20 protein-coding genes and 1 riboswitch are annotated in these 23,778 nt (G+C 65.1%); all 20 genes read left to right on the top strand.

Annotated elements, in window-relative coordinates; translation table 11 throughout:
• Positions 1 to 95: 95 nt before the first annotated feature.
• Positions 96 to 1,487: a UDP-N-acetylmuramoyl-tripeptide--D-alanyl-D-alanine ligase gene (locus tag ASE85_RS02910; RefSeq protein ID WP_056683139.1), complete on the top strand. Its 1,392-nt coding sequence runs from the start codon at positions 96 to 98 to the stop codon at positions 1,485 to 1,487.
• Positions 1,487 to 2,560: a phospho-N-acetylmuramoyl-pentapeptide-transferase gene (mraY, locus tag ASE85_RS02905; protein ID WP_056683136.1), complete on the top strand. Its 1,074-nt coding sequence runs from the start codon at positions 1,487 to 1,489 to the stop codon at positions 2,558 to 2,560. The genes ASE85_RS02910 and mraY overlap by 1 nt, the downstream gene beginning before the upstream one ends.
• On the top strand, positions 2,557 to 3,873 hold the full coding sequence (gene murD / locus ASE85_RS02900; protein WP_056683133.1) for a UDP-N-acetylmuramoyl-L-alanine--D-glutamate ligase: 1,317 nt from the start codon (positions 2,557 to 2,559) through the stop codon (positions 3,871 to 3,873). The genes mraY and murD overlap by 4 nt, the downstream gene beginning before the upstream one ends.
• Before the next feature lie 36 nt (positions 3,874 to 3,909).
• On the top strand, positions 3,910 to 5,112 hold the full coding sequence (locus ASE85_RS02895) for an FtsW/RodA/SpoVE family cell cycle protein (protein ID WP_056683130.1): 1,203 nt from the start codon (positions 3,910 to 3,912) through the stop codon (positions 5,110 to 5,112).
• Positions 5,109 to 6,290 (top strand): undecaprenyldiphospho-muramoylpentapeptide beta-N-acetylglucosaminyltransferase, encoded by a 1,182-nt coding sequence (gene murG, locus ASE85_RS02890; protein WP_056683127.1) that lies wholly within the window; start codon positions 5,109 to 5,111, stop codon positions 6,288 to 6,290. Before ASE85_RS02895 ends, murG begins: the two co-directional genes overlap by 4 nt.
• A 148-nt stretch (positions 6,291 to 6,438) precedes the next feature.
• Positions 6,439 to 7,863, top strand: coding sequence for a UDP-N-acetylmuramate--L-alanine ligase (gene murC, locus ASE85_RS02885; protein ID WP_056683124.1), 1,425 nt, complete (start codon positions 6,439 to 6,441; stop codon positions 7,861 to 7,863).
• Positions 7,863 to 8,060 (top strand): hypothetical protein, encoded by a 198-nt coding sequence (locus tag ASE85_RS02880; protein ID WP_056683119.1) that lies wholly within the window; start codon positions 7,863 to 7,865, stop codon positions 8,058 to 8,060. The genes murC and ASE85_RS02880 overlap by 1 nt, the downstream gene beginning before the upstream one ends.
• A gap of 5 nt (positions 8,061 to 8,065) precedes the next feature.
• On the top strand, positions 8,066 to 8,956 hold the full coding sequence (gene murB, locus ASE85_RS02875; RefSeq protein ID WP_200928281.1) for a UDP-N-acetylmuramate dehydrogenase: 891 nt from the start codon (positions 8,066 to 8,068) through the stop codon (positions 8,954 to 8,956).
• 118 nt (positions 8,957 to 9,074) lie between these two features.
• Positions 9,075 to 10,025, top strand: a complete 951-nt coding sequence (locus ASE85_RS02870; protein WP_056683113.1) for a D-alanine--D-alanine ligase — start codon at positions 9,075 to 9,077, stop codon at positions 10,023 to 10,025.
• Entirely contained in the window at positions 10,018 to 10,974 is a 957-nt protein-coding gene (locus ASE85_RS02865) for a cell division protein FtsQ/DivIB (protein ID WP_056683110.1), read from the top strand. The genes ASE85_RS02870 and ASE85_RS02865 overlap by 8 nt, the downstream gene beginning before the upstream one ends.
• 6 nt (positions 10,975 to 10,980) lie before the next feature.
• Positions 10,981 to 12,264 (top strand): cell division protein FtsA, encoded by a 1,284-nt coding sequence (gene ftsA, locus ASE85_RS02860; RefSeq protein WP_056683107.1) that lies wholly within the window; start codon positions 10,981 to 10,983, stop codon positions 12,262 to 12,264.
• Between the two features lie 106 nt (positions 12,265 to 12,370).
• Positions 12,371 to 13,804, top strand: coding sequence for a cell division protein FtsZ (gene ftsZ / locus ASE85_RS02855; protein ID WP_056683104.1), 1,434 nt, complete (start codon positions 12,371 to 12,373; stop codon positions 13,802 to 13,804).
• A 217-nt stretch (positions 13,805 to 14,021) separates the two neighbouring features.
• Positions 14,022 to 15,998, top strand: coding sequence for a tetratricopeptide repeat protein (locus ASE85_RS02850; protein WP_082462625.1), 1,977 nt, complete (start codon positions 14,022 to 14,024; stop codon positions 15,996 to 15,998).
• A 65-nt stretch (positions 15,999 to 16,063) separates the two neighbouring features.
• Entirely contained in the window at positions 16,064 to 16,489 is a 426-nt protein-coding gene (locus ASE85_RS22795; RefSeq protein ID WP_156358162.1) for a hypothetical protein, read from the top strand.
• A 389-nt stretch (positions 16,490 to 16,878) separates the two neighbouring features.
• Complete coding sequence (locus ASE85_RS02840; RefSeq protein ID WP_056683096.1) at positions 16,879 to 18,039, top strand: deoxyguanosinetriphosphate triphosphohydrolase; 1,161 nt, start codon at positions 16,879 to 16,881, stop codon at positions 18,037 to 18,039.
• 53 nt (positions 18,040 to 18,092) lie between these two features.
• Positions 18,093 to 18,192: riboswitch (glycine riboswitch) on the top strand.
• A 176-nt stretch (positions 18,193 to 18,368) separates the two neighbouring features.
• Positions 18,369 to 19,517: a glycine cleavage system aminomethyltransferase GcvT gene (gene gcvT / locus ASE85_RS02835; protein ID WP_056683093.1), complete on the top strand. Its 1,149-nt coding sequence runs from the start codon at positions 18,369 to 18,371 to the stop codon at positions 19,515 to 19,517.
• A gap of 68 nt (positions 19,518 to 19,585) precedes the next feature.
• Positions 19,586 to 19,957 (top strand): glycine cleavage system protein GcvH, encoded by a 372-nt coding sequence (gene gcvH / locus ASE85_RS02830; protein WP_056683090.1) that lies wholly within the window; start codon positions 19,586 to 19,588, stop codon positions 19,955 to 19,957.
• 156 nt (positions 19,958 to 20,113) lie between these two features.
• Positions 20,114 to 21,472, top strand: coding sequence for an aminomethyl-transferring glycine dehydrogenase subunit GcvPA (gene gcvPA, locus ASE85_RS02825; protein WP_056683087.1), 1,359 nt, complete (start codon positions 20,114 to 20,116; stop codon positions 21,470 to 21,472).
• Positions 21,469 to 23,040, top strand: coding sequence for an aminomethyl-transferring glycine dehydrogenase subunit GcvPB (gcvPB, locus tag ASE85_RS02820; RefSeq protein ID WP_056683084.1), 1,572 nt, complete (start codon positions 21,469 to 21,471; stop codon positions 23,038 to 23,040). The genes gcvPA and gcvPB overlap by 4 nt, the downstream gene beginning before the upstream one ends.
• Positions 23,037 to 23,681 (top strand): DUF938 domain-containing protein, encoded by a 645-nt coding sequence (locus tag ASE85_RS02815; protein ID WP_056683081.1) that lies wholly within the window; start codon positions 23,037 to 23,039, stop codon positions 23,679 to 23,681. The genes gcvPB and ASE85_RS02815 overlap by 4 nt, the downstream gene beginning before the upstream one ends.
• Positions 23,682 to 23,778: the final 97 nt, after the last annotated feature.

The following is a 23,778-nucleotide window of genomic DNA, read 5'->3' as shown; positions in this document are numbered from 1 at the left end:
TGCCACCTTCTTCCGTTCGCCCTGAGCCTGTCGAAGGGCGCGCGCGTGCTTCGACAGGCTCAGCACGAACGGATGTTTATGCGGGGCAACGGTAAATGACCGACCTCTGGACCTCCGCCGAAATCGCCGAAGCCACAGGCGGCGCCGCGTCGGCGCCGTTTGCCGTTTCGGGCGTCGCCTTCGACAGTCGCGAAGTGGGGCAGGGCGACCTGTTCGTCGCGATGAGGGGAGAAACGACCGACGGCCACAAGTTCATCGACAAGGCGTTCGGGCAGGGTGCCGCCGGCGCGATCGTCAGCGAAGCCGTCGATCATCCCCACATCCTCGTCCCCGACAGCGCGCTCGCGCTCGAAGCCTTGGGCAAGGCGTCACGCAAGCGCATGAATGGCAGGGTGATTGGGGTCACCGGATCGGTCGGCAAGACCGGGACGAAGGAAGCGCTGTTTCAGGCGCTGGATCGCGCGGCTCCGGGCACGGTGCATCGTTCGGTCAAAAGCTACAACAACCATGTCGGCGTGCCCTTGAGCCTGTCGCGCATGGCGCGGGACGCAGCCTTTGGCGTGTTCGAAATGGGCATGAACCATGCTGGCGAACTGTCATCGCTGACACGGCAGGTTTGCCCCCATGTCGCGATCGTCACCGCCATCGCGCCCGCCCACATCGAATTTTTCGGCACCGAGGCGAAGATCGCCGAGGCCAAGGCGGAGATTTTCGAGGGGCTGCAACCCGGCGGCACCGCGATCATCCCCTATGACAGCCCGCATGTCGCACTGCTCTACAACAAGGCGGAGCGCCATGCTGCCCGTATCCTGACCTTCGGCACCAGCCCGCAGGCCGATGTCTGCGCGCGCGAAGCCGTACCCGCGCCGGGCGGCGGCACGCTGGTCACGGCGACCCTGCCGGACGCCGAACTCTGCTTCACCGTCGCCGCGCCGGGCGATCATTGGGTGTCCAATGCACTCGCCGTGCTGGCGGCCGTCGAGGCGGTGGGCGGTGATCTCGCCGCCGCCGGCCTCGCGCTCGCCGAAATGCCGGGCCTGCCGGGCCGGGGCGAACGGCGCATTCTGCCGGTCGCGGGCGGCGAGGCGCTGCTGATCGACGAAAGCTACAACGCCAATCCGCTCTCGATGAAGGCGACACTGACCCAGCTTAGTCGGGAGAAGGCCGATCGGCGCATCGCCATATTGGGCGGCATGCGCGAACTGGGCGACCGCAGCGTCGAACTCCATGCCGGCCTTGCCGAACCGCTGGGCGCGGGCCAGGTCGATTATGCCATATTGGTCGGCGCGGAAATGGCGCCGCTGGCCGATGCGCTTGGCAGTATCATTGCCCATGTCCATGTCGCCGACACGGCGGCGGCCATCCCCCTCATCCAAACCGAAATGCGCGCGGGCGACGCGATCCTGGTCAAGGGCTCCAATGGTGTGGGTCTGTCCCGCCTGGTCGCGGCCCTGACCGAAGGCGCTCGTGACGGAGATACCGACTAATGCTCTACTGGCTGGCCGAAACCCTGGATTTTGCAGGCGTCTTCAACCTGATCCGCTATCTGTCCTTCCGGGCGGGCGCGGCGATCTTCACCGCGCTGCTGATCGGCCTCGTCATCGGCCCGAAATTTATCGGCTGGCTCCGCGTCCGTCAGGGCAAGGGGCAGCCGATCCGTGACGATGGCCCGCAGAGCCACCTCGCCAAGCGCGGCACGCCGACCATGGGCGGCCTCATGATCCTGACCTCCATGGTCGCGTCCGTGCTGCTGTGGATGGACCTGTCCTCCACCTATGTCTGGGCCTGCCTGTTCGTGACGCTGGGCTTCGGCGCGATCGGCTTCCTGGACGATTATGACAAGGTGACGAAGGCCAGCCACAAGGGGCTGTCGGGCAAGGCGCGACTGGCGGCCGAGTTCCTGATCGCGGGCGTCGCCGCCTGGATGATCGTCCACCAGCATGGCAACACGGCCCTTTATGTGCCCTTCTATAATGGCCCCGCGATCGAGCTTGGACCGTTCTATTTCTGCTTCGCCGCCTTCGTGATCGTCGCGTTCGGCAATGCGGTGAACCTGACCGACGGTCTCGACGGCCTGGCCACCATGCCGGTCATCATCGCCAGCCTCGCGTTCCTGCTGATCGTCTATCTGGTCGGTCGCGCGGATTTCGCCGAATATCTGGGCATCCCGCACGTACCGGGCGCGGGGAACCTGACGATCCTGTGCGGCGCGATCATCGGATCCGGTCTCGCTTTCCTATGGTTCAATGCGCCGCCGGCCGCCGTCTTCATGGGCGATACCGGGTCGCTGGCGCTGGGCGGAACGATCGGCGTCATCGCCGTCACCGCGCATCATGAAATCGTGCTGGGTATCATCGGCGGGCTTTTCGTGGTGGAAGCACTCTCGGTCATCATCCAGGTGTTCTTCTACAAACGCACCGGCAAGCGCGTGTTCAAGATGGCGCCGATCCACCATCATTTCGAGCAATTGGGCTGGGCCGAACCGACGGTGGTGATCCGTTTCTGGATCATCGCCTTCGTGCTGGCGCTTGCCGGCCTCGCCACGTTGAAGCTGCGATGATCGTTTCCAGCGCCTTTGCAGGCAAGACCTATGCGGTGCTGGGGCTGGCGCGGTCGGGCCTCGCCACGGTCGCAACGCTGGTTGCCAGTGGCGCGCGCGTCGTCGCCTGGGACAGCCGGGAAGAAGCGCGTGCGCTGGTCGAGGGCCAGGCAGAACTGGGCGATCCGATGGAGATCGACCTGGCCGGTTTCGATGGCATCGTCGTGTCGCCGGGCGTGCCACTGAACCGCCACCCGATCGCCATGCGCGCCAGAATCGCAGGCGTACCGATCATCGGCGACATCGAACTGTTCGCGCTCGCCCGCCCGACGCTGCCCCCGCACAAGGTCGTCGGCATCACCGGCACCAACGGCAAGTCGACCACCACCGCGCTGATCCACCACATCATCGAGCAGGCGGGCTATCCGACCGTCATGGGCGGCAATATCGGCCTGCCGATCCTCAGCCAGCCGCCGCTGGAGCCCAATCTGCATGGCGTGGGCGTCTATGTGCTGGAACTGTCCAGCTACCAGATCGACCTGACACATAGCCTCGACTGCGACGTCGCGGTGCTGCTCAACATCACGCCGGATCATCTGGATCGCTATGAGGGCTTTGCAGGCTACGTCGCGTCGAAGGCGCGGCTGTTCGCGATGCAGTCGGCGGAGCATGTCGCGGTTGTCGATTACATTGCTTATGCTGATCTCGATGTAGTGGACGATGCGCCTGAGGGCTTGTCGATGTTCTTCATCGACATGGTTGAGCTACCAGGGTTGCAGACGGAATGGCCTGCGCTTCAAGGTCCGCATAATCTGCAAAATGCCCAAGCAGCAACGGCTGTCGCAAAGGCGCTGGGCATCGACGAACCAACCATCGCCAATGCCCTAGCCAGCTACGCCTCGCTCCCCCACCGGATGCAGGCCGTGGCCACCCGCAACGGCGTCCTCTACGTCAACGACAGCAAGGCGACCAACGCCGCCTCGACCGCGCCCGCGCTCGCCGCCTGGCCCGCGAAGGATGGCAAGGCCCGCATCCACTGGATATTGGGCGGCGTCGCCAAGTCCGACAATCTGGACGAGTGCGTTCCCCATTTCGCCAATGTCGCGCACGCCTACACCATCGGCGAAGCGGGGCATATGTTCGCCGATCTGCTGCGCCCGCATATGGATGTGGATGACAGTGAAATGCTGAGCGCCGCCGTCCGCCGCGCCGCGCGCATCGCGCAGCCCGGCGACGTGGTGCTCTTGTCGCCCGCCTGCGCCAGTTTCGACCAGTTTCGCGATTTCGAAGCGCGCGGCGATGCCTTCGCCGCCGCCGTCGCGGCGCTCGATTAAGGCTCCGGGACGACGATGAGCAAGAGGGGAACAGGTATGTCCAGAGCAGGCGAACTGGTGAAGGGTTTCCGCACCCGCACCGTGCCGCGCGAACGGACGGCGCTCGCCATCTGGTTCTGGGAAATCGACCGAGTCCTCCTGTCGCTGATCGTGACGCTGATGGCGATCGGACTGGTCGCGGTCGCGGCCGCATCCCCCGTCGCCGCGATCGACCGGTCGACCGCTTCCGTCGCCGTCAATCCGCTCATCTATTTCTGGCGCCAGCTGATGTGGGTGTTCATCGGCCTGCCGATCATGCTCGTCATCTCCATGCTGCCCCGGCCGCAGGCGCGGCGGCTGGCCATCTTCGGCTGCGCCTTCTTCTTCGTCATGCTGCTGTGCGTGCCGATCCTGGGATCGACGGTGAACGGGGCGAAGCGCTGGATCGACCTGCCGGGCTTCCGTTTCCAGCCCTCGGAATTCCTGAAACCCGTCTTCGTCGTGGCGCTCGCCTGGCTGTTGTCGCTGCGGACCAAGGATATGAGCCTGCCGGTGGTGCCGCTCAGCTTCTGCGTCACCGGCCTCATCGCCGTCGTGCTGATGCGCCAGCCCGACTTCGGCCAGACCGTTATCTTCGCCGCCTGTCTCGGCGTCCTGTTGCTGCTGTCGGGCGTGTCGATGCGCTTCATCGGCGCGATGGTCGGCGCCGGGCTGGCGCTACTGGTCGCGGTCTATATGTTCTATGAAAATGGCCGGCAGCGCGTGAACGACTTCTTGGGGATAGGGGTCCAGCTCGACACCGGCCCGGACCAGACCGATCTTGCCTTCCGCACCATTTCCCATGGCGGCTTTACCGGTGTGGGGCCGGGCGGGGGGCAGAACAAGTTCCGCCTGCCCGAAGCGCATACCGATTATATCTTCTCGGTCATCGGCGAAGAGTTCGGCCTGCTCGCCTGCATCGCCATCGCCTGCGTCTATCTCGCCATCGTGGTGCGCGTGCTGCTGCGCCTGCTGGACGAAGAGGATAATTTCACCATCCTCGCCGCTGCCGGCCTCACCACCCAGTTCGGGTTGCAGGCGATCATCAACATGGGCGTCAATGCGCAGATTTTTCCGTCCAAGGGCATGACGCTGCCCTTTATCAGCTACGGCGGCTCCTCTATGCTGGCGCTTTGTATCGGCGTCGGCCTGCTGCTCGCATTCACGCGGCGCAACCCCTTCATGGGTCGGCACACGGTCGTCAAATGGAGTGGTCGATGAGCATTTCCCGTCACTTCGTCCTCGCCGCCGGCGGGACGGGCGGTCATATGATTCCAGCCCATGCGGTTGCCGAGGAACTGATGGCGCGCGGCCATCATGTCGCCCTCGTCACCGATGCGCGCGGTGCGAAGATTCCCGGCATCTTCGACAAGTCGCCGGACAATCGGGCACAGGTGCATATCATGCCCGCCGGCCGCATGACGAAGAACCCGCTGAGTTGGCCTGGTGCGCTGAAGGCGATCCTGGCCGGTCGCGGCATGGCCCGGCGCCTCAACGAAACCTTCCGCCCCACCGCCGTCGTCGGCTTCGGCGGCTATCCCGCCATGCCTGCCTTGCTGGGCGCGTTGGCCGACGGTATCCCGACCGCGATCCATGAGCAGAACGCCGTGCTGGGCCGGGTCAACCGCCTGCTGTCCGGGCGTGTCGACGCGATCGCCACCGCCTATCCCGACGTCCAGCGCCTCAAGAGCGCCTATGCGTCGAAGGTGCACCTGATCGGCAATCCGGTGCGCGAGGAAGTGAAACAGTTGCGCGAGGAGGAATTCCCCGCGCTGACCGACGAAAGCGTCTTTCGCGTGCTGGTGATCGGCGGCAGCCAGGGTGCCTCCATCCTGTCCAGCGTCGTGCCCGAAGGCCTGTCGATGCTGCCGGTCGCGTTGCGCCGCCGCCTGCAAGTCACGCAGCAATGCCGCGCCGAGGATATCGAGCGTGTCCGCAAGGCCTATGCGGAGATGGAAATCCCCGCCGACCTTGCCACCTATTTCAACGATGTGCCCGAAAAGCTGGGCTGGTCGCATCTGGTGATCGCACGGGCAGGGGCCTCGACGCTGGCCGAACTGACCTGCGCGGGTCGCCCGGCGATCCTCATTCCGTTACCCAGCGCGATGGACGACCACCAGACCGCCAATGCCAGGGAAATGACCGAGGCCGGCGGCGCGCGCACCATCCCGCAGGCGCGCTTTACCGCCGTCGAATTGGCCAAGCAGATGCAGAAGATGGCGCTGGAACCCGGCGCCCTGCAAAATGCCGCCAAGCGCGCCCGCAACTGCGGCCGCCCCCATGCCGCGCGCGACATGGCCGACCTGCTCGAAAGCATCGGCACCGCGCCCATCGTCAATGATCCGGTCAGGGTCGGCCCGACCCCGACTACGCTGAATCTGGCGGGGGTTCCGGCATGATCTATCTACGCAAAATCCTCCCCGATACGGGGAGGTGGCAGCCCGAAGGGCTGACGGAGGGGGCTATCGTCCGGGCATGGCGTAGGGGGCGAACCCCCTCCACCACCGCTTTGCGGCGGTCCCCCTCCCCATATTGGGGAGGAATAGCATGAAGGGTGTCGGCACGGACATCGGCACGATCCATTTCATCGGCATCGGCGGCATCGGCATGTCCGGTATCGCCGAAGTGATGCACAATCTGGGTTACAGCGTTCAGGGTAGCGACGTCGCCGAAGGCTATGTCGTGGAAGGGCTGCGGGCCAAGGGGATCAAGGTGATGATCGGCCACAAGGCCGAAAATCTGGGCGATGCCGCCGTGGTCGTCACCTCCACCGCGATCAAGCGCGGCAATCCCGAAGTCGAACTGGCGCTGGAAAACCGCGTCCCCGTCATCCGCCGCGCTGAAATGCTGGCTGAACTGATGCGTCTGAAATCCACCGTCGCTGTCGCGGGCACCCATGGCAAGACCACGACGACGTCGATGGTCGCGGCGTTGCTGGACGCGGGCGGGGTCGATCCCACCGTCATCAACGGCGGCATCATCAACAGCTACGGCTCCAACGCGCGCCTCGGCAACAGCGACTGGATGGTTGTTGAGGCCGACGAGAGCGACGGCAGCTTCCTGCGCCTTGATGGCACGATCGCGGTCGTGACCAATATCGACCCGGAGCATCTGGATCATTATGGCAGCTTCGACCGGGTGAAGGACGCCTTTGTCGAATTCGTCGGCAACGTCCCCTTCTACGGCGCGGCGATGCTGTGCCTCGATCATCCCGAAGTGCAGGCCATCCTGCCGCGCGTGCAGGACCGCCGGATCGTCACCTACGGCTTCTCGGCCCAAGCCGACATTCGCGGTGACAATGTCCAGCCGATACCCGGTGGTAATCGCTTCGACATCCAGATTCGCGAGCGCGACGGGTCGACCCGCCGGATCGAGGGGATCGAAATGCCGATGCCCGGCCGTCACAATGTGCTGAACGCCATGGCGGCGATCGGCGTGGCGCTGCAAATGGGCATTGACGACGCGACCATCCAGACCGGCTTTGCCAAGTTCGGCGGGGTCAAACGACGCTTCACCAAGGTCGGCGAGATCGACGTGGCGGGCGGCAAGGCCACCGTCATCGACGATTATGGCCACCATCCGGTAGAGATAAAGGCCGTGCTGGCCGCCGCGCGCGAAGGGGCCAAGGCGCGGGTCATCGCCGTGGTCCAGCCGCATCGCTTCACCCGTCTGCGCGACCTGATGGATGAATTCCAGCAGGCATTCAACGACGCCGACATCGTGTATGCGGCCCCCGTCTACACGGCCGGCGAACAGCCGATCGAAGATGTGGACAGCGCCGGGCTGGTCGCCGGGCTCAAGCGCCGTGGCCATCGCCATGCCGGAACCGTTGCCGACGCCGACGATCTTGCCAGGGTCATCGCCGCCGATATCCAGCCGGACGACATGATCATTTGCCTGGGCGCAGGCGACATCACCAAATGGGCGGCGGGTCTCGCCTCTGCCGTAAACAGTGTGAAGGAAGCCGCCTGATGTTCGAACTGTTCGCCGTTGGCCTGGAAATGCAGAAACGCATGATCGACGCCCAGATGCAGGGCGTGGAGGTCGCGCGCGACATGGTGGACGCCGCGCAGAAGCAGGTCCGAACCGGCATGGCGGCGGCGCAGGCCAATGAAGCGGGCCTGAAAGCGATGAAGAACTGGATGAACCTGTGGGGCATGCGCGGTTGACGACGATGACTGCCCTTCCGCCCGTTCGCGGCACGCTCAAGGCTGACGCTCCGCTGGCGCCGCTCGTCTGGTTCAAGGCGGGCGGCGTGGCGGAATGGCTGTTCGAGCCGAAGGATACGGATGACCTGTCCGACTTCCTCGCCATGCTCGATCCCGACGTGCCGGTCATGGCGCTCGGCCTTGGCTCCAACCTCATCGTCCGCGACGGCGGCGTGCCGGGCGTAGTCGTGCGTCTCGGCAAGCCCTTCGCCAAGGTCGATCGGCTGGATGAAACCACGCTGGTCTGCGGCGGTGGCGCATCGGGCATCCTCGTCTCCTCCACCGCGCGCGACGCGGGGATAGCGGGCCTCGAATTTCTGCGTTCCATTCCCGGCACGGTCGGCGGTTTCGTCCGCATGAACGGCGGCGCCTATGGCCGCGAAACGGCGGACATACTCGTCTCGTGCGAAGTCGTGTTGCGCTCCGGCGAACAAATCACGCTGCTGGCCCGCGACCTTCATTATACCTATCGCCATTCCAACCTGACCGACGGCGCAGTCGTCGTCAGCGCGACCTTCCGGGGCGATCCGGGCGAACCGGCCGCGATCCAGGCCGAAATGGACCGCATCGCCGCCGCGCGCGAGGAAAGCCAGCCGCTGCGCAGCAAGACCGGCGGCTCTACCTTCAAGAACCCGGACGGGCACAGGGCATGGGCGCTGGTAGACGAAGCGGGCTGTCGTGGCCTGCAACTGGGTGGCGCGCAGGTCAGCGAGAAACACACCAACTTCCTGCTCAACACCGGCGACGCCACCAGCGCCGACATCGAAGCGCTGGGCGAAGAAGTCCGCCGCCGCGTGAAGGCAAAGAGCGGCGTCGACCTGCAATGGGAAATCCAGCGGGTTGGGTTGGCGAAGTGACGCACCATCCTCTCACCCCGTTCGCCCTGAGCCTGTCGAAGGGCTTTTCTTCTTCAACAAGTGAAGGGCAGGGCTTCGACAGGCTCAGCCCGAACGGCTTTAGTTCGGAGTGTTACGCATGACCCGTGGCCCTTGGCATGTCGCCGTCCTGATGGGCGGCTGGTCGGCGGAGCGCCCCGTCTCATTGTCGTCGGGCGAAGGCGTGGCCAAGGCGCTGGAATCGCGTGGCCATAAAGTCACCCGCATCGACATGGACCGCAACGTCGCCGCGCGCCTCGCCGAAACCAAGGTCGACGTGATCTTCAACGCCCTCCACGGCGTTCCCGGTGAGGATGGCACGGTGCAGGGCATGATGGACCTGATGGGCCTCACCTACACCCATAGCGGCCTTGCCACGTCCGTCATCGCGATCGACAAGCAACTGACCAAGCAGGCGCTGGTGCCGCACGGCATCCCCATGCCCGGAGGCCATATCGTGGCAAGCGAAAGCCTCTTCACGGCCGACCCACTCCCGCGCCCCTATGTGCTCAAGCCGGTGAATGAAGGCAGCTCTGTTGGCGTCGCCATCGTCACGGCGGAGGGCAATTATGGCAACCCCATCGGCCGCGACAGCGTAGGGCCGTGGCAGGATTTTCCCGAATTGCTGGCCGAACCCTATATTCGCGGTCGCGAATTGACGACCGCCGTGCTGGGCGATGAAGCGCTGCTCGTCACCGAACTGCGCCCCAAAAGCGGCTTCTACGATTTCGACGCCAAATATACCGACGGCATGACCGAACATGTCTGCCCGGCGGACATCCCGGCGGAGATCAGCGAAGCCTGCAAGGCGCTCGCCCTGCGTGCGCATCAACTGCTCGGCTGCAAGGGCGCGTCGCGTTCCGACTTCCGCTGGGACGACGAACAGGGCGTCGAGGGCTTGTTTCTGCTGGAGGTCAATACGCAGCCGGGCATGACGCCGCTCAGCCTCGTCCCCGAACAGGCGGCAAAGCTGGGCATTGACTATGCCACGCTGGTAGAGACTATTGTCGAGGAGGCGCTGACGCGCGCCGGGGGAACAGGGCATGGCTGAGGCACGGATCAGGCGCGGCGGCACCGCACGGCTGAGCAGCGCGAAGGGGCGGCCCGGTAGCGGGGCGACGAAAAACGGTCGCGGCCGCGCGCTCAAGCGCCAGAGCAGTCTCGACCGGCTGGTCGAAATGCTGCCCGTCAGCGAAGCGACGCTGCAACGCATGGCCAGTTGGGCGATCGTCGGCATCTTCGGCGCCATCCTCGTCTCCATCGCCATCTTCGCGGGCCTGCCCGGCATGGCCCGGCAGCAGGCGGCGGGCATCGCCGCCCGCGCCGGGTTCGAGGTCGACAAGGTCGAGGTGCGCGGTGTCGAGCGGATGGACGAACTGTCCGTCTACAATATCGCGCTGGGCCAGGTCGATCGCTCCATGCTCTCGCTCGACCTGCCCAAGGTGCGGGCGGAGATGCTGAAACTCGGCTGGGTCAAGGATGCCCGTATCTCCCGTCGCCTGCCCGATACGCTGGTGGTCGATATCGTCGAGCGCGATCCCGTCGCCGTCTGGCAGCATGATGGGCAGTTGCACCTGATCGACGTGCAGGGTGTCGTGCTCCAGTCCGTCTCCGCCAGCGCCATGCCGGACCTGCCTTTGGTCGTCGGTCCCAATGCCAACCGCCAGACCGCCGGCCTCAACCGGCTGATGGAAAACGCCCCGGCTTTGAAACCGATGCTGGCCGGCGCCACCTGGGTCGGGAACCGGCGTTGGGATCTGCGCTTTCAGTCGGGTGAGACGCTCTCCCTGCCGGAGGGCGACAAGGATTCGGCTGGCGCTTTGGTGAATTTCGCGCGGATGGATGGCGTCAACCGCCTGCTCGGTCGGGGCATCGTCAAGTTCGACATGCGCGATCCCGACCGTTTCGTCCTGCGCCTGCCGCAAGGCAAGGTCGAGGAAAAGCCGACCGACGCCGCAGCGGCAACCGCCAAGGCGCCGGACGCAGGCGAGGAAGGCTAGTACAAGATGGCGCAGCCCAAGGTCGAAAAGCTCATCACCGCGATCGACATTGGCTCCTGGAAAGTGTCGGCGCTGATCGCAGGTCGCACCGACACCGGCGAACTCGCGATCCTGGGCACGGGTCAGCGGGAAAGCCGTGGCGTACGCCGTGGCTTCATCGCCGACATGGAGCGCACCGAACTGGCCGTGCGTGAAACGGTGGAGCAGGCCGAGCGGGTCGCCGGCACCAATATCGAGGATGTGTGGGTTAGTTTTTCGGGCGGCTCTCTGGTCAGCGACGTCGTCACGGTCGAGCGCGACATGGGCGGCTATCGCATCGAACAGCCCGATATCGACGATCTGCTGACCACCGGGCAACAGGGCATCGACCCGGACGGCCGCATCGTGCTGCATGCGCAGCCGACCTGCTTCACCATCAATGGCAAGGTGCCGGTGAAGAAGCCGCTGGGCATGCACGCCGATCTGCTGGGCGTCGACATCCATGTCGTGCTGGCCGATGGCGCACCGCTCGCCAATCTCGACCTGTGCGTGCGTGGCGCCTATCTCAACGTCAATTCGATCGTCGCCTCGCCGATCGCGACCGGCCTTGCCTGCCTGTCGGAGGAAGAGCGCGATCTGGGTGTGGCGCTGGTGGAAATGGGCGCGGGCGTGACGAATGTGTCGCTTTATGCGGGCGGCATGCTGGTCGGCCTCCATTCCATTCCTTTGGGCGCGGCCGACATCACCGACGATATCGCTTCGGCCTTCGGCATCCGCCGCAGCCAGGCTGAGCGGATCAAATGCTTCTATGGTTCGGCGATGCAGAACCCGCGTGATTTTCGCGAGATGATCGAAATCGCGCCGCCCCATGGCGAAACCGCCGTGCCGGGGCAGGCCGCCGGTCCCAATGCGGAAGGGGGCAAGATCACCCGCGCGTCGCTGGTCGGCGTTATCTGCGAACGATTGAACCTCATCATGACCGAAGTGAATGCGGCGCTTGCCGGCATGGGCTTCAACTCCACCGGGCGGCAGGTCGTGCTGACCGGCGGCGGTGCGGAAATGAAAGGCATTGCCGATTATGCGCAGGGCGCTCTGGGCCGTGCGGTGCGTGTCGGACGACCAAGGGGCTTGTCCGCGCTGCCCGAAGCGCATAGTGGGCCGGCCTTCGCGACATTGGCGGGACTCGCGCTTTACGGCGCTTCCAACCCGGTTGATCTCCGCACGATGGCGCCGGCCCCGCAAACGGTGCATCGCCTGGGGGCGCCGCTCTGGTGGCAGCGCATGATGCGCGCGATGAAGACCAACTATTGAACGAATTTGGATTTAGACGAAAATAGGGGGTGAAATACTCTATTTTCTGGTGTTAACATTTAGTGACGGTGTCGCTTCCTGACGAGGAAGCTGAGGGAGCAAATATATGAGCATTGAAATCAGCCCACCGCATGTGGACGAACTGAAGCCGCGCATCGCGGTGATCGGCGTCGGCGGCGCGGGCGGCAATGCCATCGCGAACATGATCGCTGCCCATGTCGAGGGCGTGGACTTCATCGTGGCGAACACCGACGCGCAGGCGCTCAACAGCTCGCCGGCCGAACGGCGCATCCAGCTTGGCCCGCAAATCACCGAAGGTCTGGGCGCCGGTTCGCGCCCTGAAATCGGCAAGGCGGCTGCTGAAGAAACGATCGCCTCCGTCGAGGAAGCGCTCAATGGCGCGCACATGTGCTTCATCACCGCCGGCATGGGCGGGGGCACCGGCACCGGCGCTGCTCCCGTCATTGCAAAGGCCGCGCGCGATCGCGGCATCCTGACCGTCGGCGTCGTGACCAAGCCCTTCACCTTCGAAGGCAACCGCCGCATGAAGTCGGCCGACGCGGGTATCGAGGAACTGCAAAAGCATGTCGATACGCTGATCGTCATCCCGAACCAGAATCTGTTTCTGATCGCCAATCCGAACACGACCTTCAAGGAAGCGTTCCAGATGGCGGACGAAGTGCTGCAACAGGGCGTTCGCAGCATCACCGATCTCATGATCATGCCGGGTCTCATCAATCTCGACTTCGCCGACGTCCGTTCTGTGATGGGCGAAATGGGCAAGGCGATGATGGGCACCGGCGAAGCCGAAGGCGACGGCCGTGCGCTTCAGGCCGCCGAAAAGGCGATCGCGAACCCGCTGCTCGACGGCGTGTCGATGCGCGGCGCGAAGGGCGTGATCGTGTCGATCGTCGGCGGCGACGACATGCGCCTGATGGAAGTGGACGAAGCCGCCAACCATATCCGTGAACTGGTGGATCCGGACGCGAACATCATCTGGGGCAGCGCCTTCAACGACGGCCTTAATGGCAAGATCCGCGTGTCGGTGGTCGCCACCGGCATAGAGGCCGAAGCCGGTGGCAACGCCGCGCCGCTGACCCAGCCGTTCAGCTTTGCCAACCGTCCGTCGGTGTCGGTACCGCAGGCGGCAGCGCCCAAGTCCGCTCCAGCGCCCGTCGCGGCCCAGCCGGCCTCCGTGGCTGCGCCGGCGCCTGCTCCGGCCCCCGCGTCGCAGCCCGAAACGCTCGAACTGGACGTTCCGGCAGCCCCTGCACCAGCCGCGTCCTTCGCAGCGCCCAAGGCAGCGGCCGTCTTCGATGATGAAGATGCAGGGCAAGACGAACTGATCCTTGGCGCGGAAGCGGCCGAACAGCCGGCGCCTGCGGCCCCCGCCGCACCGGCTCCGCGCGTTGCCACCGGCGGTACTTTGTTCGAGCGCATGGCTGGCCTGACCCGTGGTACGGAAAAGGCGCCGGGCGCTGACGATGCCGCACCGGGTGTGGACATTCCCCGCTTCCTGAATCGTCAGAACAACCAGTAATTTCGCCTGGCTCCAGCCGTGCGAGCATGACGAAGCGCGCTGTCGGTCGCCTGGGGCGACCCGGCGCGCTTTTTCGTTGCGCCAATTCCCCATTCCGCATCAGATCGTCTAGAGCATCGGGAGAGATTGAATCGACCGATGCTCTCAATATCTCTTGTTCTCCGCGCTCTGCGAGTCGGCTGCCCCGGCCGACTTCAGGACGCTCTAAGGCCCGGATGTGAAACAGACTTCTCCCTGGATTTTCGGACTTTGCCTTGCTGGCGCGCTGCCGGCGGGCATGGCGCAAGCGCAACTTGACCAGTCCCAGCTCGTTCGCCCGCTGGGCGCCGCCGATCTCAACGCCAATCTGGCAAAGCTCGCATCCAACCCCCGTGACGTGGCTGCGCTGATCGGCGCGGGTGAGGCGGCGCTGGCGCTGGACGATCCGCGCGCCGCCGCCGGCTTCTACGCCCGCGCCGACGCGATCGAGAGCGGCAATGGCCGGATCAAGGCCGGTCTCGCGCGGGTGATGCTCAAGATGCAGAACCCGGTCGAGGCGCTGCGCCTGTTCGATCAGGCGGGGCGGCTGGGCTATCCCGACACCACGATCCTGTCCGATCGCGGTCTGGCGAAGGACATGACCGGCGATCAGGCCGGCGCACAAAGGGACTATCAGGCCGCGCTGCAACGCACGCCCAATGACGATGAACTGGTGCGCCGCTACGCCGCCTCGCTCGGCATTTCCGGGCAGGTGGCTGCGTCGGACAAGGTGCTGGAGCCTTTGCTGTACAAGAGCGACCGGGCCGCCTGGCGCTACAAGGCCTTCATCCTCGCGATGAACAACAAGCAGACCGACGCGAAGCAGGTGGCGGAGCAGACCATGCCCGCGCAACTGGCCGGCGCTATCACCCCTTATATGCAGAAAATGCCCTATCTGACCGCCGCGCAAAAGGCTGCGGCGGTGCATTTCGGCCATTTCCCGCAGCAGATCGGCACCAGCATCGCCGCGATCACGCCGACCCCGCCAGCGCCCGGCATCGCCGTCCCGGACAGCAAGCCCGTCACGGTCGCGGCTGCCGCGCCTGCGACGGCCAAGCCGCTCAGCCGCACCGAGCAGCGTCGCCAGCAGCGTGAGGCCGCCCGTCAGGCGCGCGCGGAGCGTCTCGCCGCGGTCCGCCGCCCGGCCCAAACGCGCCCGGCCCAGACCCCCTCGACCCGGACTCAGGTGGCGCAGGCCGAAACGAAACCGCCGGTGCAGCAGCCCGCGCGCCAGCCGATCCTGCAACAGCCCGCGCCACAACCCGGCGGCACCGAGCCTCAGCCGCAGGCGCGACCGCAGGTCCAGCCCCTGCCTGCAACCCGCGCGCCGGAACCGACTCCCGCCACGCCGCCCGTGCGGCAGGCGACAGCACCCAATGCGACGGTACAAGGCCCGCCGGCACCGGGCTTCGACTCGATCGAAACGGGCGCGCCGCGCGCCACGCCACCGCAGAGCCCGCCGGCCAACAGCGGTTCGCAGCTCAATGCCATCGCGCTGTCCCAGGCCTCGACGCCGGTGCCCGCATCCGCGCCGACCACGCCGCCGCCCTCTACCCCCGTGCCGCCACCTTCGGCCCCCGCACCGGAACACGCGTTGCCTGCGACTGTCTCAACGGTGCCGGCCAGCCCGCCCACCGCCGCGCCGCAGCCTGATCCCGAAATGGTCCGCACGCTGGCTGACATCATCCGTGCGATCGACGTGCCGGAAACCGAACGCCAGGCGAGCGTCGCCGCCGTCGACCTGAACGAGGTCGCGACCATCCAGGCCGCTCGCCGCGCCGAACGTCAGGCGGCCGCCAAGACCGCCGCAGACAAGGCGAAGAAGGACGCGGCCGCCAAGGCCAAGGCGGAAGTCGATGCAAAGGCCAAGGCCGAAGCGGAGGAAAAGAAGCGCCTCGCCGCCAACCCTGCGCGCAACTGGCTTCAGGTCGGCGTCGGCCAGAGCAAGGGCGCGCTCGGCTTCACCATGAAGGGGCTGCGCAAAAAATACACGATCCTCGCCCCGCAAGGCGCCTGGAGCGCCGGCTGGGCGCGCACCAACCGCCTGCTGGTCGGCCCCTTCGCCAGCTTCGCCCGCGCCAAGGAACTGGAAGCCACCCTGAAAAAGGACGGCGCCGACGTCTTCGCCTGGCGCAGCGACGCGGGCGAAGTGGTAGAGAAGCTGGCAGGGGAATGAGGCTGCTCCCAAAGGGCGTTTTACGACCAGTTGCACACATTTCTCGATGCGGCATAGTGCGCCAAATGAAGTCAATTGCGATCACATTTTGGGGGCTTGTGCAAATCGCAGGCTGCTCGGCCGGTCAGCCATCTGTTCAAGAGGTTAAGCTGATAGAGGCCGCTACAGCAGAAAATAGTTGCGTCGGCGACTTATCCAACTGGCATCGGGAGTTCTATTTTCAACCTGCCATGGGGGCTATCGGAAGCGGAGTGGATAAATCCGTTGTCACCATAGCTTATAAACTAGCGGGTCATAACGGACTTGCTGGCGGACGATTCATTTCCGAAACACCAACGTTCGTAAAAAGAATAGACGATAGCCAGCACCCTATTGCTCATGGACGATGGGATATCCAATCTCACAGATTGATCGAATGGCGCTGCGGCTGCAATATCGGCGAACCGATTAATGATGGCTCGCCGCCGATCTGCCCTGCCTTTGGTAGCTGAAGACCATTTGTAGCCGTTGAGAAGAGACGCTAGGCCGAATATATGCGCGCATCCAAAGTTAGCCTGTTCTTTCTCGTCGCCCTCAGCCCGATGCTACTCTGGGCTGTGGCGACAATGATGGATGGTGGCGTCCTCGGATTATGGAGCGAGATGGCTGCGCGGGCTAGCTGGACCTATGTTCATAATGGATTGCTAGCCTCAGCGCTCCTCTCAACGATCATATTTACGCTGGGTTTGATCGGCACGATCGCAACGCCATGGGCCAATACGATCCGTCGGAGAAAGCAGACAGACCGCTAACCACCCAACCGCACCAACCCAAACCCCAAATATGCAATTGCCCTTCATAGCCGTTCAAACCCGCCGCGCTTTGGGCTAACAGGCACGTCATGACGACGCTTGCTTCCTATGCCTGCCATCCCGACGCCAGCCGTGGCCGCCTTCATGCCGAACCGGGCGGGGAGGTGCGGGGGCCGCGCGACATGTTCCAGCGGGATCGCGACCGGATCATCCACTCCATCGCCTTCCGCCGCCTGCGCCACAAGACGCAGGTGTTCGTCTCGCCCGACGGCGATCATTTTCGCGTCCGCCTGACCCACAGCCTGGAGGTCGCCCAGATCGGCCGCACCACCGCGCGCACGCTCGGCCTCAACGAAGACCTGACCGAGGCGCTCTGCCTCGCCCATGATATCGGCCATCCGCCCTTCGGCCATGCGGGTGAGGATGCGCTGGAACAGGCGCTCGAAGACCATGGCGGCTTCGATCATAACGCCCATACGCTGCGCACGCTGATGCTGCTCGACAGTCCCTATCCCCGTTTCCGGGGCCTCAACCTCAGTTGGGAAATGCTGGAGGGACTGGCCAAGCATAATGGCCCGATCGACCATCCCGGCTGGGCGATGCGCGAACTGGACGCGCTGTTTCCGCTCGACCTGACCAGCCACGCCTCGCTGGAGGCGCAACTGGCCGCGATTTCGGACGATATCGCCTATGACAATCACGACATCGACGATGGCCTGCGCGCCGGCCTGCTGACGCTCGACCAGTTGCTGGCCGTGCCGTTCGTGGCGCATTGCTGGGACCGGGTGCGCGCCCGCTACCGCGATGTGGCGCCCGACCGGCTGCTGCGCGAACTGGTGCGCGAACAGATCGGCGTCATGGCGAACGACCTGATCGATGCGACCCGCGCAAACATCGCGGAGTCCGGTGTCGAGACGGTCGCGGATGTTCGCGCGCTCGGCCGCACGCTGGTCGCCTTCTCGCCGGAGCTGGCGGCGCAGGAGCGCGACCTCAAACGCTTCATGTATGCGGCCCTCTATCACCATCCCGAACAGCTCGCCGCGGCCGACCGGGCGCGGGTCATCGTCACCGACCTGTTCGCCGCCTATCAGGCCGACCCGGCGCTGATGCCGCCCGAATGGCGTGACGATTGCGACCGGCAGGAGCCCGCCCGCAGCCGCCATATCGCGGACTTCATCGCCGGTATGACGGATCGCTATGCTGAAAAGCGCCATGCGGAAATCTATGGCGCGATGGCGCTGGCCGATTGACGCGCCGCTGCGTTTGCAGCAATGCGCACATGTCTCCGGCGGATTCGTTTGCCGGGCACGATGCGGGAGAGCATGGGAAGCCTTTGAGGCCACCCCGTCGCCGAAGGAGCAACCGCCCCGGAATCTCTCAGGCCAAAGGACCGCATCGCGCGCAAGGCACTCTGGAAAGCGGACGGCTGACGCTGTCCCACCGAAGGGGTAAGCCATGTTGCCGCAAGGCCGCTGGTCAAAGCTCTCAGGTTCCGTGACAGAGGGGGTGGCAGTATCAACAGGTCCGACTCCGGGCCTGCTATATCGTCGCTACCACCTCCTGTACGGAAAGGCCGCTCATGTCCGGCACACAAGACGCCACGCATTTCGAAGACCTGCCGCTCGACGCGCTCCCGCTCGACGCCTGGCACCGCGCCCGTGGCGCGCGCATGGTCGGTTTTGCCGGCTATCATATGCCGATCCAGTATGACGGCATCATGGCCGAACATAGCTGGACCCGCGAACATGCCGGCCTGTTCGACGTCAGCCATATGGGCCAGCTTACCTTTTCGGGGGAAGGCGTGGACGAGGCACTCGAACATATCCTGCCCAGCGATATCAAAGGGTTGAAGCCCTTTCGCCAGCGCTACTCGATGCTGCTCGATGCAGAGGGTGGCATCCTGGACGACCTCATGGTGTCGCGCCTCGGCAATGAAGCGTTCGACGGCGCGGACATCTACATGGTCGTCAACGGCGCGACCAAATATGACGATATCGGCTGGATCATCGAACATCTGCCTGACGCCGTCGTGATGAATCACATGGCGGATCAGGCGCTGCTGGCGTTACAGGGGCCGGAAGCGGGCGATGCGCTCGCCGCGCTCATCCCCGAAACCGCCGACCTGCTCTTCATGCAATCGGGCCTCTTTACCTGGCGCGGCGTGCAATTGTGGATCAGCCGTTCGGGCTATACCGGCGAAGATGGCTTCGAAATCAGCATCCCCGCCGATGATGTGACCCTGCTTGCCGATGCGCTGTGCGAACTGCCGCAGGTGAAGCCGATCGGCTTGGGCGCGCGCGACTCGCTGCGTCTGGAAGCGGGCCTGCCGCTCTATGGCCACGACCTGTCGCCCGCCGTCAGCACGATCGGCGCGGACCTGGGCTTCGCCATCCAGAAGCGCCGGCGCGAGGAAGGCGGTTTCATCGGCCATGCCCGCGTCATGAAGGAACTGGCCGATGGCCCCGGTGCCAGGCGCGTGGGCCTGAAAATCGAAGGCCGCCTGCCGGCCCGCGAAGGCGCGACCATCCATATCGGCGCAACACAGGTCGGCGAAGTGACATCCGGCGGTTTTGCACCGAGCGTGGGTGCGCCGATCGCCATGGGCTGGGTCAGCCTGCCGCACAGCGCGCAAGGCACCGCGCTTGAAATCGAAGTGCGTGGCAAGCGCATCGCCGCGGTGGTTGCGCCGATGCCGTTCGTTCCACATCGTTATCGCCGCAAGGCCTGATTCTTCATATTTTTTGACCTTTTTGGAGGTCGTGATTTTCAGGTAAATCACTTCTGGGGAGTATCATCATGAGCCGTTATTTCACCGAAGAACATGAATGGATCGACGTAGAGGGCGAAATCGCCACCGTCGGCATCACCGACTATGCGCAGGAGCAACTCGGCGACATCGTGTTCGTCGAACTGCCTGCGGAAGGCACGACCTTCGACAAGGGCGACGACGCCGCCGTCGTGGAATCGGTCAAGGCCGCCTCTGACGTCTACGCCCCGATCTCTGGCGAAGTGGTCGAGAGCAACGGCGCGCTGGAAGACGAACCCGCACTGGTCAACAGCGATGCCGAGGAAGATGGCTGGTTCTTCAAGCTGCGCATCGCCGACACCAGCGAGTTGGAAGGCCTGATGAACGAAGCCGCCTACAAGAAATTCGTGGCCGCGCTTTAATCGACGATCAATAAGCCCCTCCCTTTTAAGGGAGGGTTGGGGTGGGTGGCGAGCGGAGCGAGCCTTGTAACCTGGCCTCATGCGTTACCGCCGATTGCTGCGCAATCGCACCCACCCCCGGCCCCTCCCTTGAAAGGGAGGGGAGTGGAGACAGTTATGCGCTACCTACCCCTTACCGACACCGACCGGCAGGACATGCTGTCCGTCATTGGCGCCGGGACGATCGACGACCTGTTTATCGACGTCCCCGCTGAAGCCCGCCTGACCGGCACCATCGCCGGCCTGCCCGATCATGCCAGCGAACTGGCCGTCGAGCGCCATATGGGGGCGCTGGCCCGTAAAAATCTGTCGGCAGGGGAAGCGCCCTTCTTCCTGGGGGCCGGCGCCTACAAGCATCATGTCCCCGCCAGCGTCGATCATCTGATCCAGCGTGGCGAGTTCCTGACCGCTTACACGCCCTATCAGCCTGAAATCGCGCAGGGCACGTTGCAGGTGCTGTTTGAATTCCAGACGCAGGTCGCTCGCCTGCTGGGCGTCGATGTCGCCAACGCCTCCATGTATGACGGTTCGACCGCCTGCTGGGAAGCGATCGGCATGGCCCGCCGCATCACCAGGCGCGGCAAGGCTTTGCTGTCGTCGGGTCTGCACCCCCATTATGTCTCGGTCGCCAACACCATGGCGAAATTCACCGGCGACGCGCTGGTGCATGAAGCCCCGACGCTGGACGCCGCGACCGATATCGACGCGCTGATCGCATCCATCGACAAGGATACAAGCTGCGTCGTCGTTCAATATCCCGACATTCTCGGCCGTATCGCCGACCTGACCCCGCTCGCCGACGCGGCGCACGCAGCCGGCGCACTGCTGGTCGCGGTCGTCACCGAGCCGGTCGCGCTGGGGGCTTGTCGGGCGCCCGGTCATATGGGCGCGGACATCGTTGTGGGCGAAGGCCAGTCGATCGGTGTCGGCCTCCAGTTCGGCGGTCCCTATCTGGGCCTGTTCGGCTGCAAGCAGAAATATGTGCGCCAGATGCCGGGTCGCCTCTGCGGTGAAACCGTCGACGCGGCGGGCAAGCGTGGCTTCGTGCTGACGCTGTCCACGCGCGAGCAGCATATCCGCCGTGAAAAGGCCACGTCGAACATCTGCACCAATTCGGGCCTGTGCGCGCTGGCGTTCAGCATCCACATGACCCTGCTGGGCGAAAAGGGACTGCGCGAACTGGCGAGCCTCAACCATGGCCTCGCTTGCCAAGCCGCCGATCGTCTGGCGAAGGTGCCCGGCGTCACGCTGGTCAATGACAGCTTCTTCAACGAATTCACGCTGGTCCTGACCAGGGACGCGCGCGAAGTTGTCCGCACCCTCGCCGACAAGGGCATTCTCGCCGGCGTCTCGCTCGGCCGCCTCTTCCCCGACGCACCGCAGATCGGCAACGGCCTTGTCGTCGCCGTGACCGAAACCGTGACGGCGGAGGATATCGAAACCCTTGCCGCCGCGCTTGAGGAGGAACTGGCATGACCATGCTCAAGGAAGGTCGTCCGACCACCCCGCAGGCCGCGAAGGACGCGCATATGGCCCCGCAAACCGCCACCGGCAATCGCGCGCTGATGCTGGAAGAGGCCCTTATCTTCGAAATCGGTTCGACCGACACCACCGGCGTCGATTTCGCCGAAGCGCCAAAGGTCGCAAGCCGCCTCGGCGGCCTCGCCCGCACCGACAGCATCGGTCTGCCGGGCCTGTCCGAGCAAGAGACGGTGCGCCATTACACCCGCCTGTCGCGCCAGAACTACGCCATCGACCTTGGCTTGTTCCCGCTCGGCAGTTGCACCATGAAGCATAACCCGCGCCTCAATGAAAAGGTCGCGCGGATGCCCGGTTTCGCCGACATCCACCCGTTGCAGCCGCAATCGACGGTGCAGGGCGCGCTGGCCGTCATCCATGAACTGGCTGCCTGGCTGGTGACCCTGACCGGCATGCACTCGGTCGCGATGTCGCCCAAGGCGGGCGCCCACGGCGAACTGTGCGGTCTGCTTGCGATCCGCGCCGCTCTGGAAGCCCGCGGCGACGCGCGCAGCGTCGTCCTCGTCCCTGAAAGCGCGCATGGCACCAACCCCGCCACCGCCGCCTTCTGCGGCTACAAGGTCGAGGATATCCCCGCGACCCCGGACGGCCGCGTCGATCTGGAAGCGCTCAAGGCCCGCCTCGGCCCGGACGTGGCTGCGGTGATGATCACCAACCCCAACACCTGCGGCCTGTTCGAGCGCGACATGAAGACGATTTCCGACGCGGTCCACGCAGTCGGAGCCTTCGTCTATTGCGACGGGGCGAACTTCAACGCCATCGTCGGCCGGGTCCGCCCCGGCGACCTGGGCGTCGACGCCATGCACATCAACCTGCACAAGACCTTCTCGACGCCCCACGGCGGCGGCGGTCCCGGTTCCGGTCCGGTGGTGCTGTCCCAGGCCCTCACGCCCTTCGCGCCGCTGCCCTTCGTAGAAAAGCAGGACGGCAAGTTCGTGCTGGTCGAGGAAGAAACAGCGGAGGATCACCATGCCCGAACCTTCGGCCGGATGGTCGCTTTCCACGGCCAGATGGGCATGTTCACCCGCGCGCTGACCTATATCCTCAGCCACGGTGCGGACGGCCTGCGCCAGGTCGCGGAGGATGCTGTCCTCAACGCCAACTATATCCTGCGCAGCCTGGACGATGTGCTCGACGCGCCTTTCGGTGGCAGCGGCCCGTGCATGCACGAAGCCCTGTTCAGCGACAAGGGGCTGGCCGAAGGCTTCACGACGCTCGACATCGCCAAGGGCCTGATCGACGAAGGCTTCCACCCGATGACCATGTATTTCCCGCTGGTCGTCCATGGCGCGATGCTGGTCGAGCCGACCGAAACCGAAAGCAAGGCCGCACTCGACCAGTTCATCATGGCATTGCGCAGCCTCGCTGAACGGGCCAAGGCCGGAGACGAAGCCTTGAAGGGCGCGCCCTATCACGCCCCCCGTCGCCGCCTCGACGAAACGCTGGCCGCGCGCAAGCCGATCCTCACCTGGACCGATCCTGCGCTGGCGCAGGCCGCCGAATGACGAACAGCCCGGAACCCTGGCAACCGGGTTCCGGCCCATCCGTCGCGGGCAAGCGCCATGCCCCCGCGACGCAGCGCAACCGCGACGCGATCGTGGCGGTCCTGCGCGACGCCCTCCCATCCTCCGGCCTCATGCTGGAGGTGGCGAGCGGCAGCGGCGAACATGCCGTCCATTTCGCCGCCGCTTTCCCCGCGGTCGACTGGCAACCGACCGATCCTGATCCGGCCGCGCTCGCCTCGATCGCGGCGTGGCGCGCCGAAGCGAACCTGTCCAATCTCCGCGCCCCGATGCAACTGGATGCGGCCGGCGACTGGCCGATCGCGCAGGCCGATGCGATCCTCTGCATCAACATGGTGCACATCTCCCCGTGGAAAGCGACACTCGGCCTGCTCAAAGGGGCGGCGGCCGCGCTGCCAGCTGGCGGCCTCCTCTATCTCTACGGTCCCTACACCCGCGAGGGCGTGGAAACAGCGCCCAGCAACATCGCCTTCGACGCCTCGTTGAAAGCCCGCGATCCGCGCTGGGGCCTGCGCGCGGTGGAGGATGTGATCGCGGCGGCGCTGGCGGCGGGACTGGTGCCTGAAAAGCTGATCGAAATGCCCGCGAACAATCTGTCGCTCTTGTTCCGACGGCAGGATTGAAACAACAGCGTGCTCCTGCGAAAGCAGGATTCCAGGACGTCAGGTCATCCTGCTCGACCCTGGGCTCCTGCTTTTGCAGGAGCCCCTCTATATAGCA

This window comes from Sphingobium sp. Leaf26 (assembly GCF_001421665.1).
Taxonomy (GTDB): Bacteria; Pseudomonadota; Alphaproteobacteria; order Sphingomonadales; family Sphingomonadaceae; genus Sphingobium.
The sequence above is the reverse complement of the archived record's forward strand: the minus strand, read 5'-3'. Positions and strand labels throughout refer to the sequence as shown.

Excerpts from the sequence above, each read along its gene's own strand:
- ASE85_RS02910 (WP_056683139.1), top strand. The coding sequence starts at position 96 with ATGACCGACCTCTGGACCTCCGCCGAAATCGCCGAAGCCACAGGCGGC.
- mraY (WP_056683136.1), top strand. The coding sequence starts at position 1,487 with ATGCTCTACTGGCTGGCCGAAACCCTGGATTTTGCAGGCGTCTTCAAC.
- murD (WP_056683133.1), top strand. The coding sequence starts at position 2,557 with ATGATCGTTTCCAGCGCCTTTGCAGGCAAGACCTATGCGGTGCTGGGG.
- ASE85_RS02895 (WP_056683130.1), top strand. The coding sequence starts at position 3,910 with ATGTCCAGAGCAGGCGAACTGGTGAAGGGTTTCCGCACCCGCACCGTG.
- murG (WP_056683127.1), top strand. The coding sequence starts at position 5,109 with ATGAGCATTTCCCGTCACTTCGTCCTCGCCGCCGGCGGGACGGGCGGT.
- murC (WP_056683124.1), top strand. The coding sequence starts at position 6,439 with ATGAAGGGTGTCGGCACGGACATCGGCACGATCCATTTCATCGGCATC.
- ASE85_RS02880 (WP_056683119.1), top strand. The coding sequence starts at position 7,863 with ATGTTCGAACTGTTCGCCGTTGGCCTGGAAATGCAGAAACGCATGATC.
- murB (WP_200928281.1), top strand. The coding sequence starts at position 8,066 with ATGACTGCCCTTCCGCCCGTTCGCGGCACGCTCAAGGCTGACGCTCCG.
- ASE85_RS02870 (WP_056683113.1), top strand. The coding sequence starts at position 9,075 with ATGACCCGTGGCCCTTGGCATGTCGCCGTCCTGATGGGCGGCTGGTCG.
- ASE85_RS02865 (WP_056683110.1), top strand. The coding sequence starts at position 10,018 with ATGGCTGAGGCACGGATCAGGCGCGGCGGCACCGCACGGCTGAGCAGC.
- ftsA (WP_056683107.1), top strand. The coding sequence starts at position 10,981 with ATGGCGCAGCCCAAGGTCGAAAAGCTCATCACCGCGATCGACATTGGC.
- ftsZ (WP_056683104.1), top strand. The coding sequence starts at position 12,371 with ATGAGCATTGAAATCAGCCCACCGCATGTGGACGAACTGAAGCCGCGC.
- ASE85_RS22795 (WP_156358162.1), top strand. The coding sequence starts at position 16,064 with ATGAAGTCAATTGCGATCACATTTTGGGGGCTTGTGCAAATCGCAGGC.
- ASE85_RS02840 (WP_056683096.1), top strand. The coding sequence starts at position 16,879 with ATGACGACGCTTGCTTCCTATGCCTGCCATCCCGACGCCAGCCGTGGC.
- gcvT (WP_056683093.1), top strand. The coding sequence starts at position 18,369 with ATGTCCGGCACACAAGACGCCACGCATTTCGAAGACCTGCCGCTCGAC.
- gcvH (WP_056683090.1), top strand. The coding sequence starts at position 19,586 with ATGAGCCGTTATTTCACCGAAGAACATGAATGGATCGACGTAGAGGGC.
- gcvPA (WP_056683087.1), top strand. The coding sequence starts at position 20,114 with ATGCGCTACCTACCCCTTACCGACACCGACCGGCAGGACATGCTGTCC.
- gcvPB (WP_056683084.1), top strand. The coding sequence starts at position 21,469 with ATGACCATGCTCAAGGAAGGTCGTCCGACCACCCCGCAGGCCGCGAAG.
- ASE85_RS02815 (WP_056683081.1), top strand. The coding sequence starts at position 23,037 with ATGACGAACAGCCCGGAACCCTGGCAACCGGGTTCCGGCCCATCCGTC.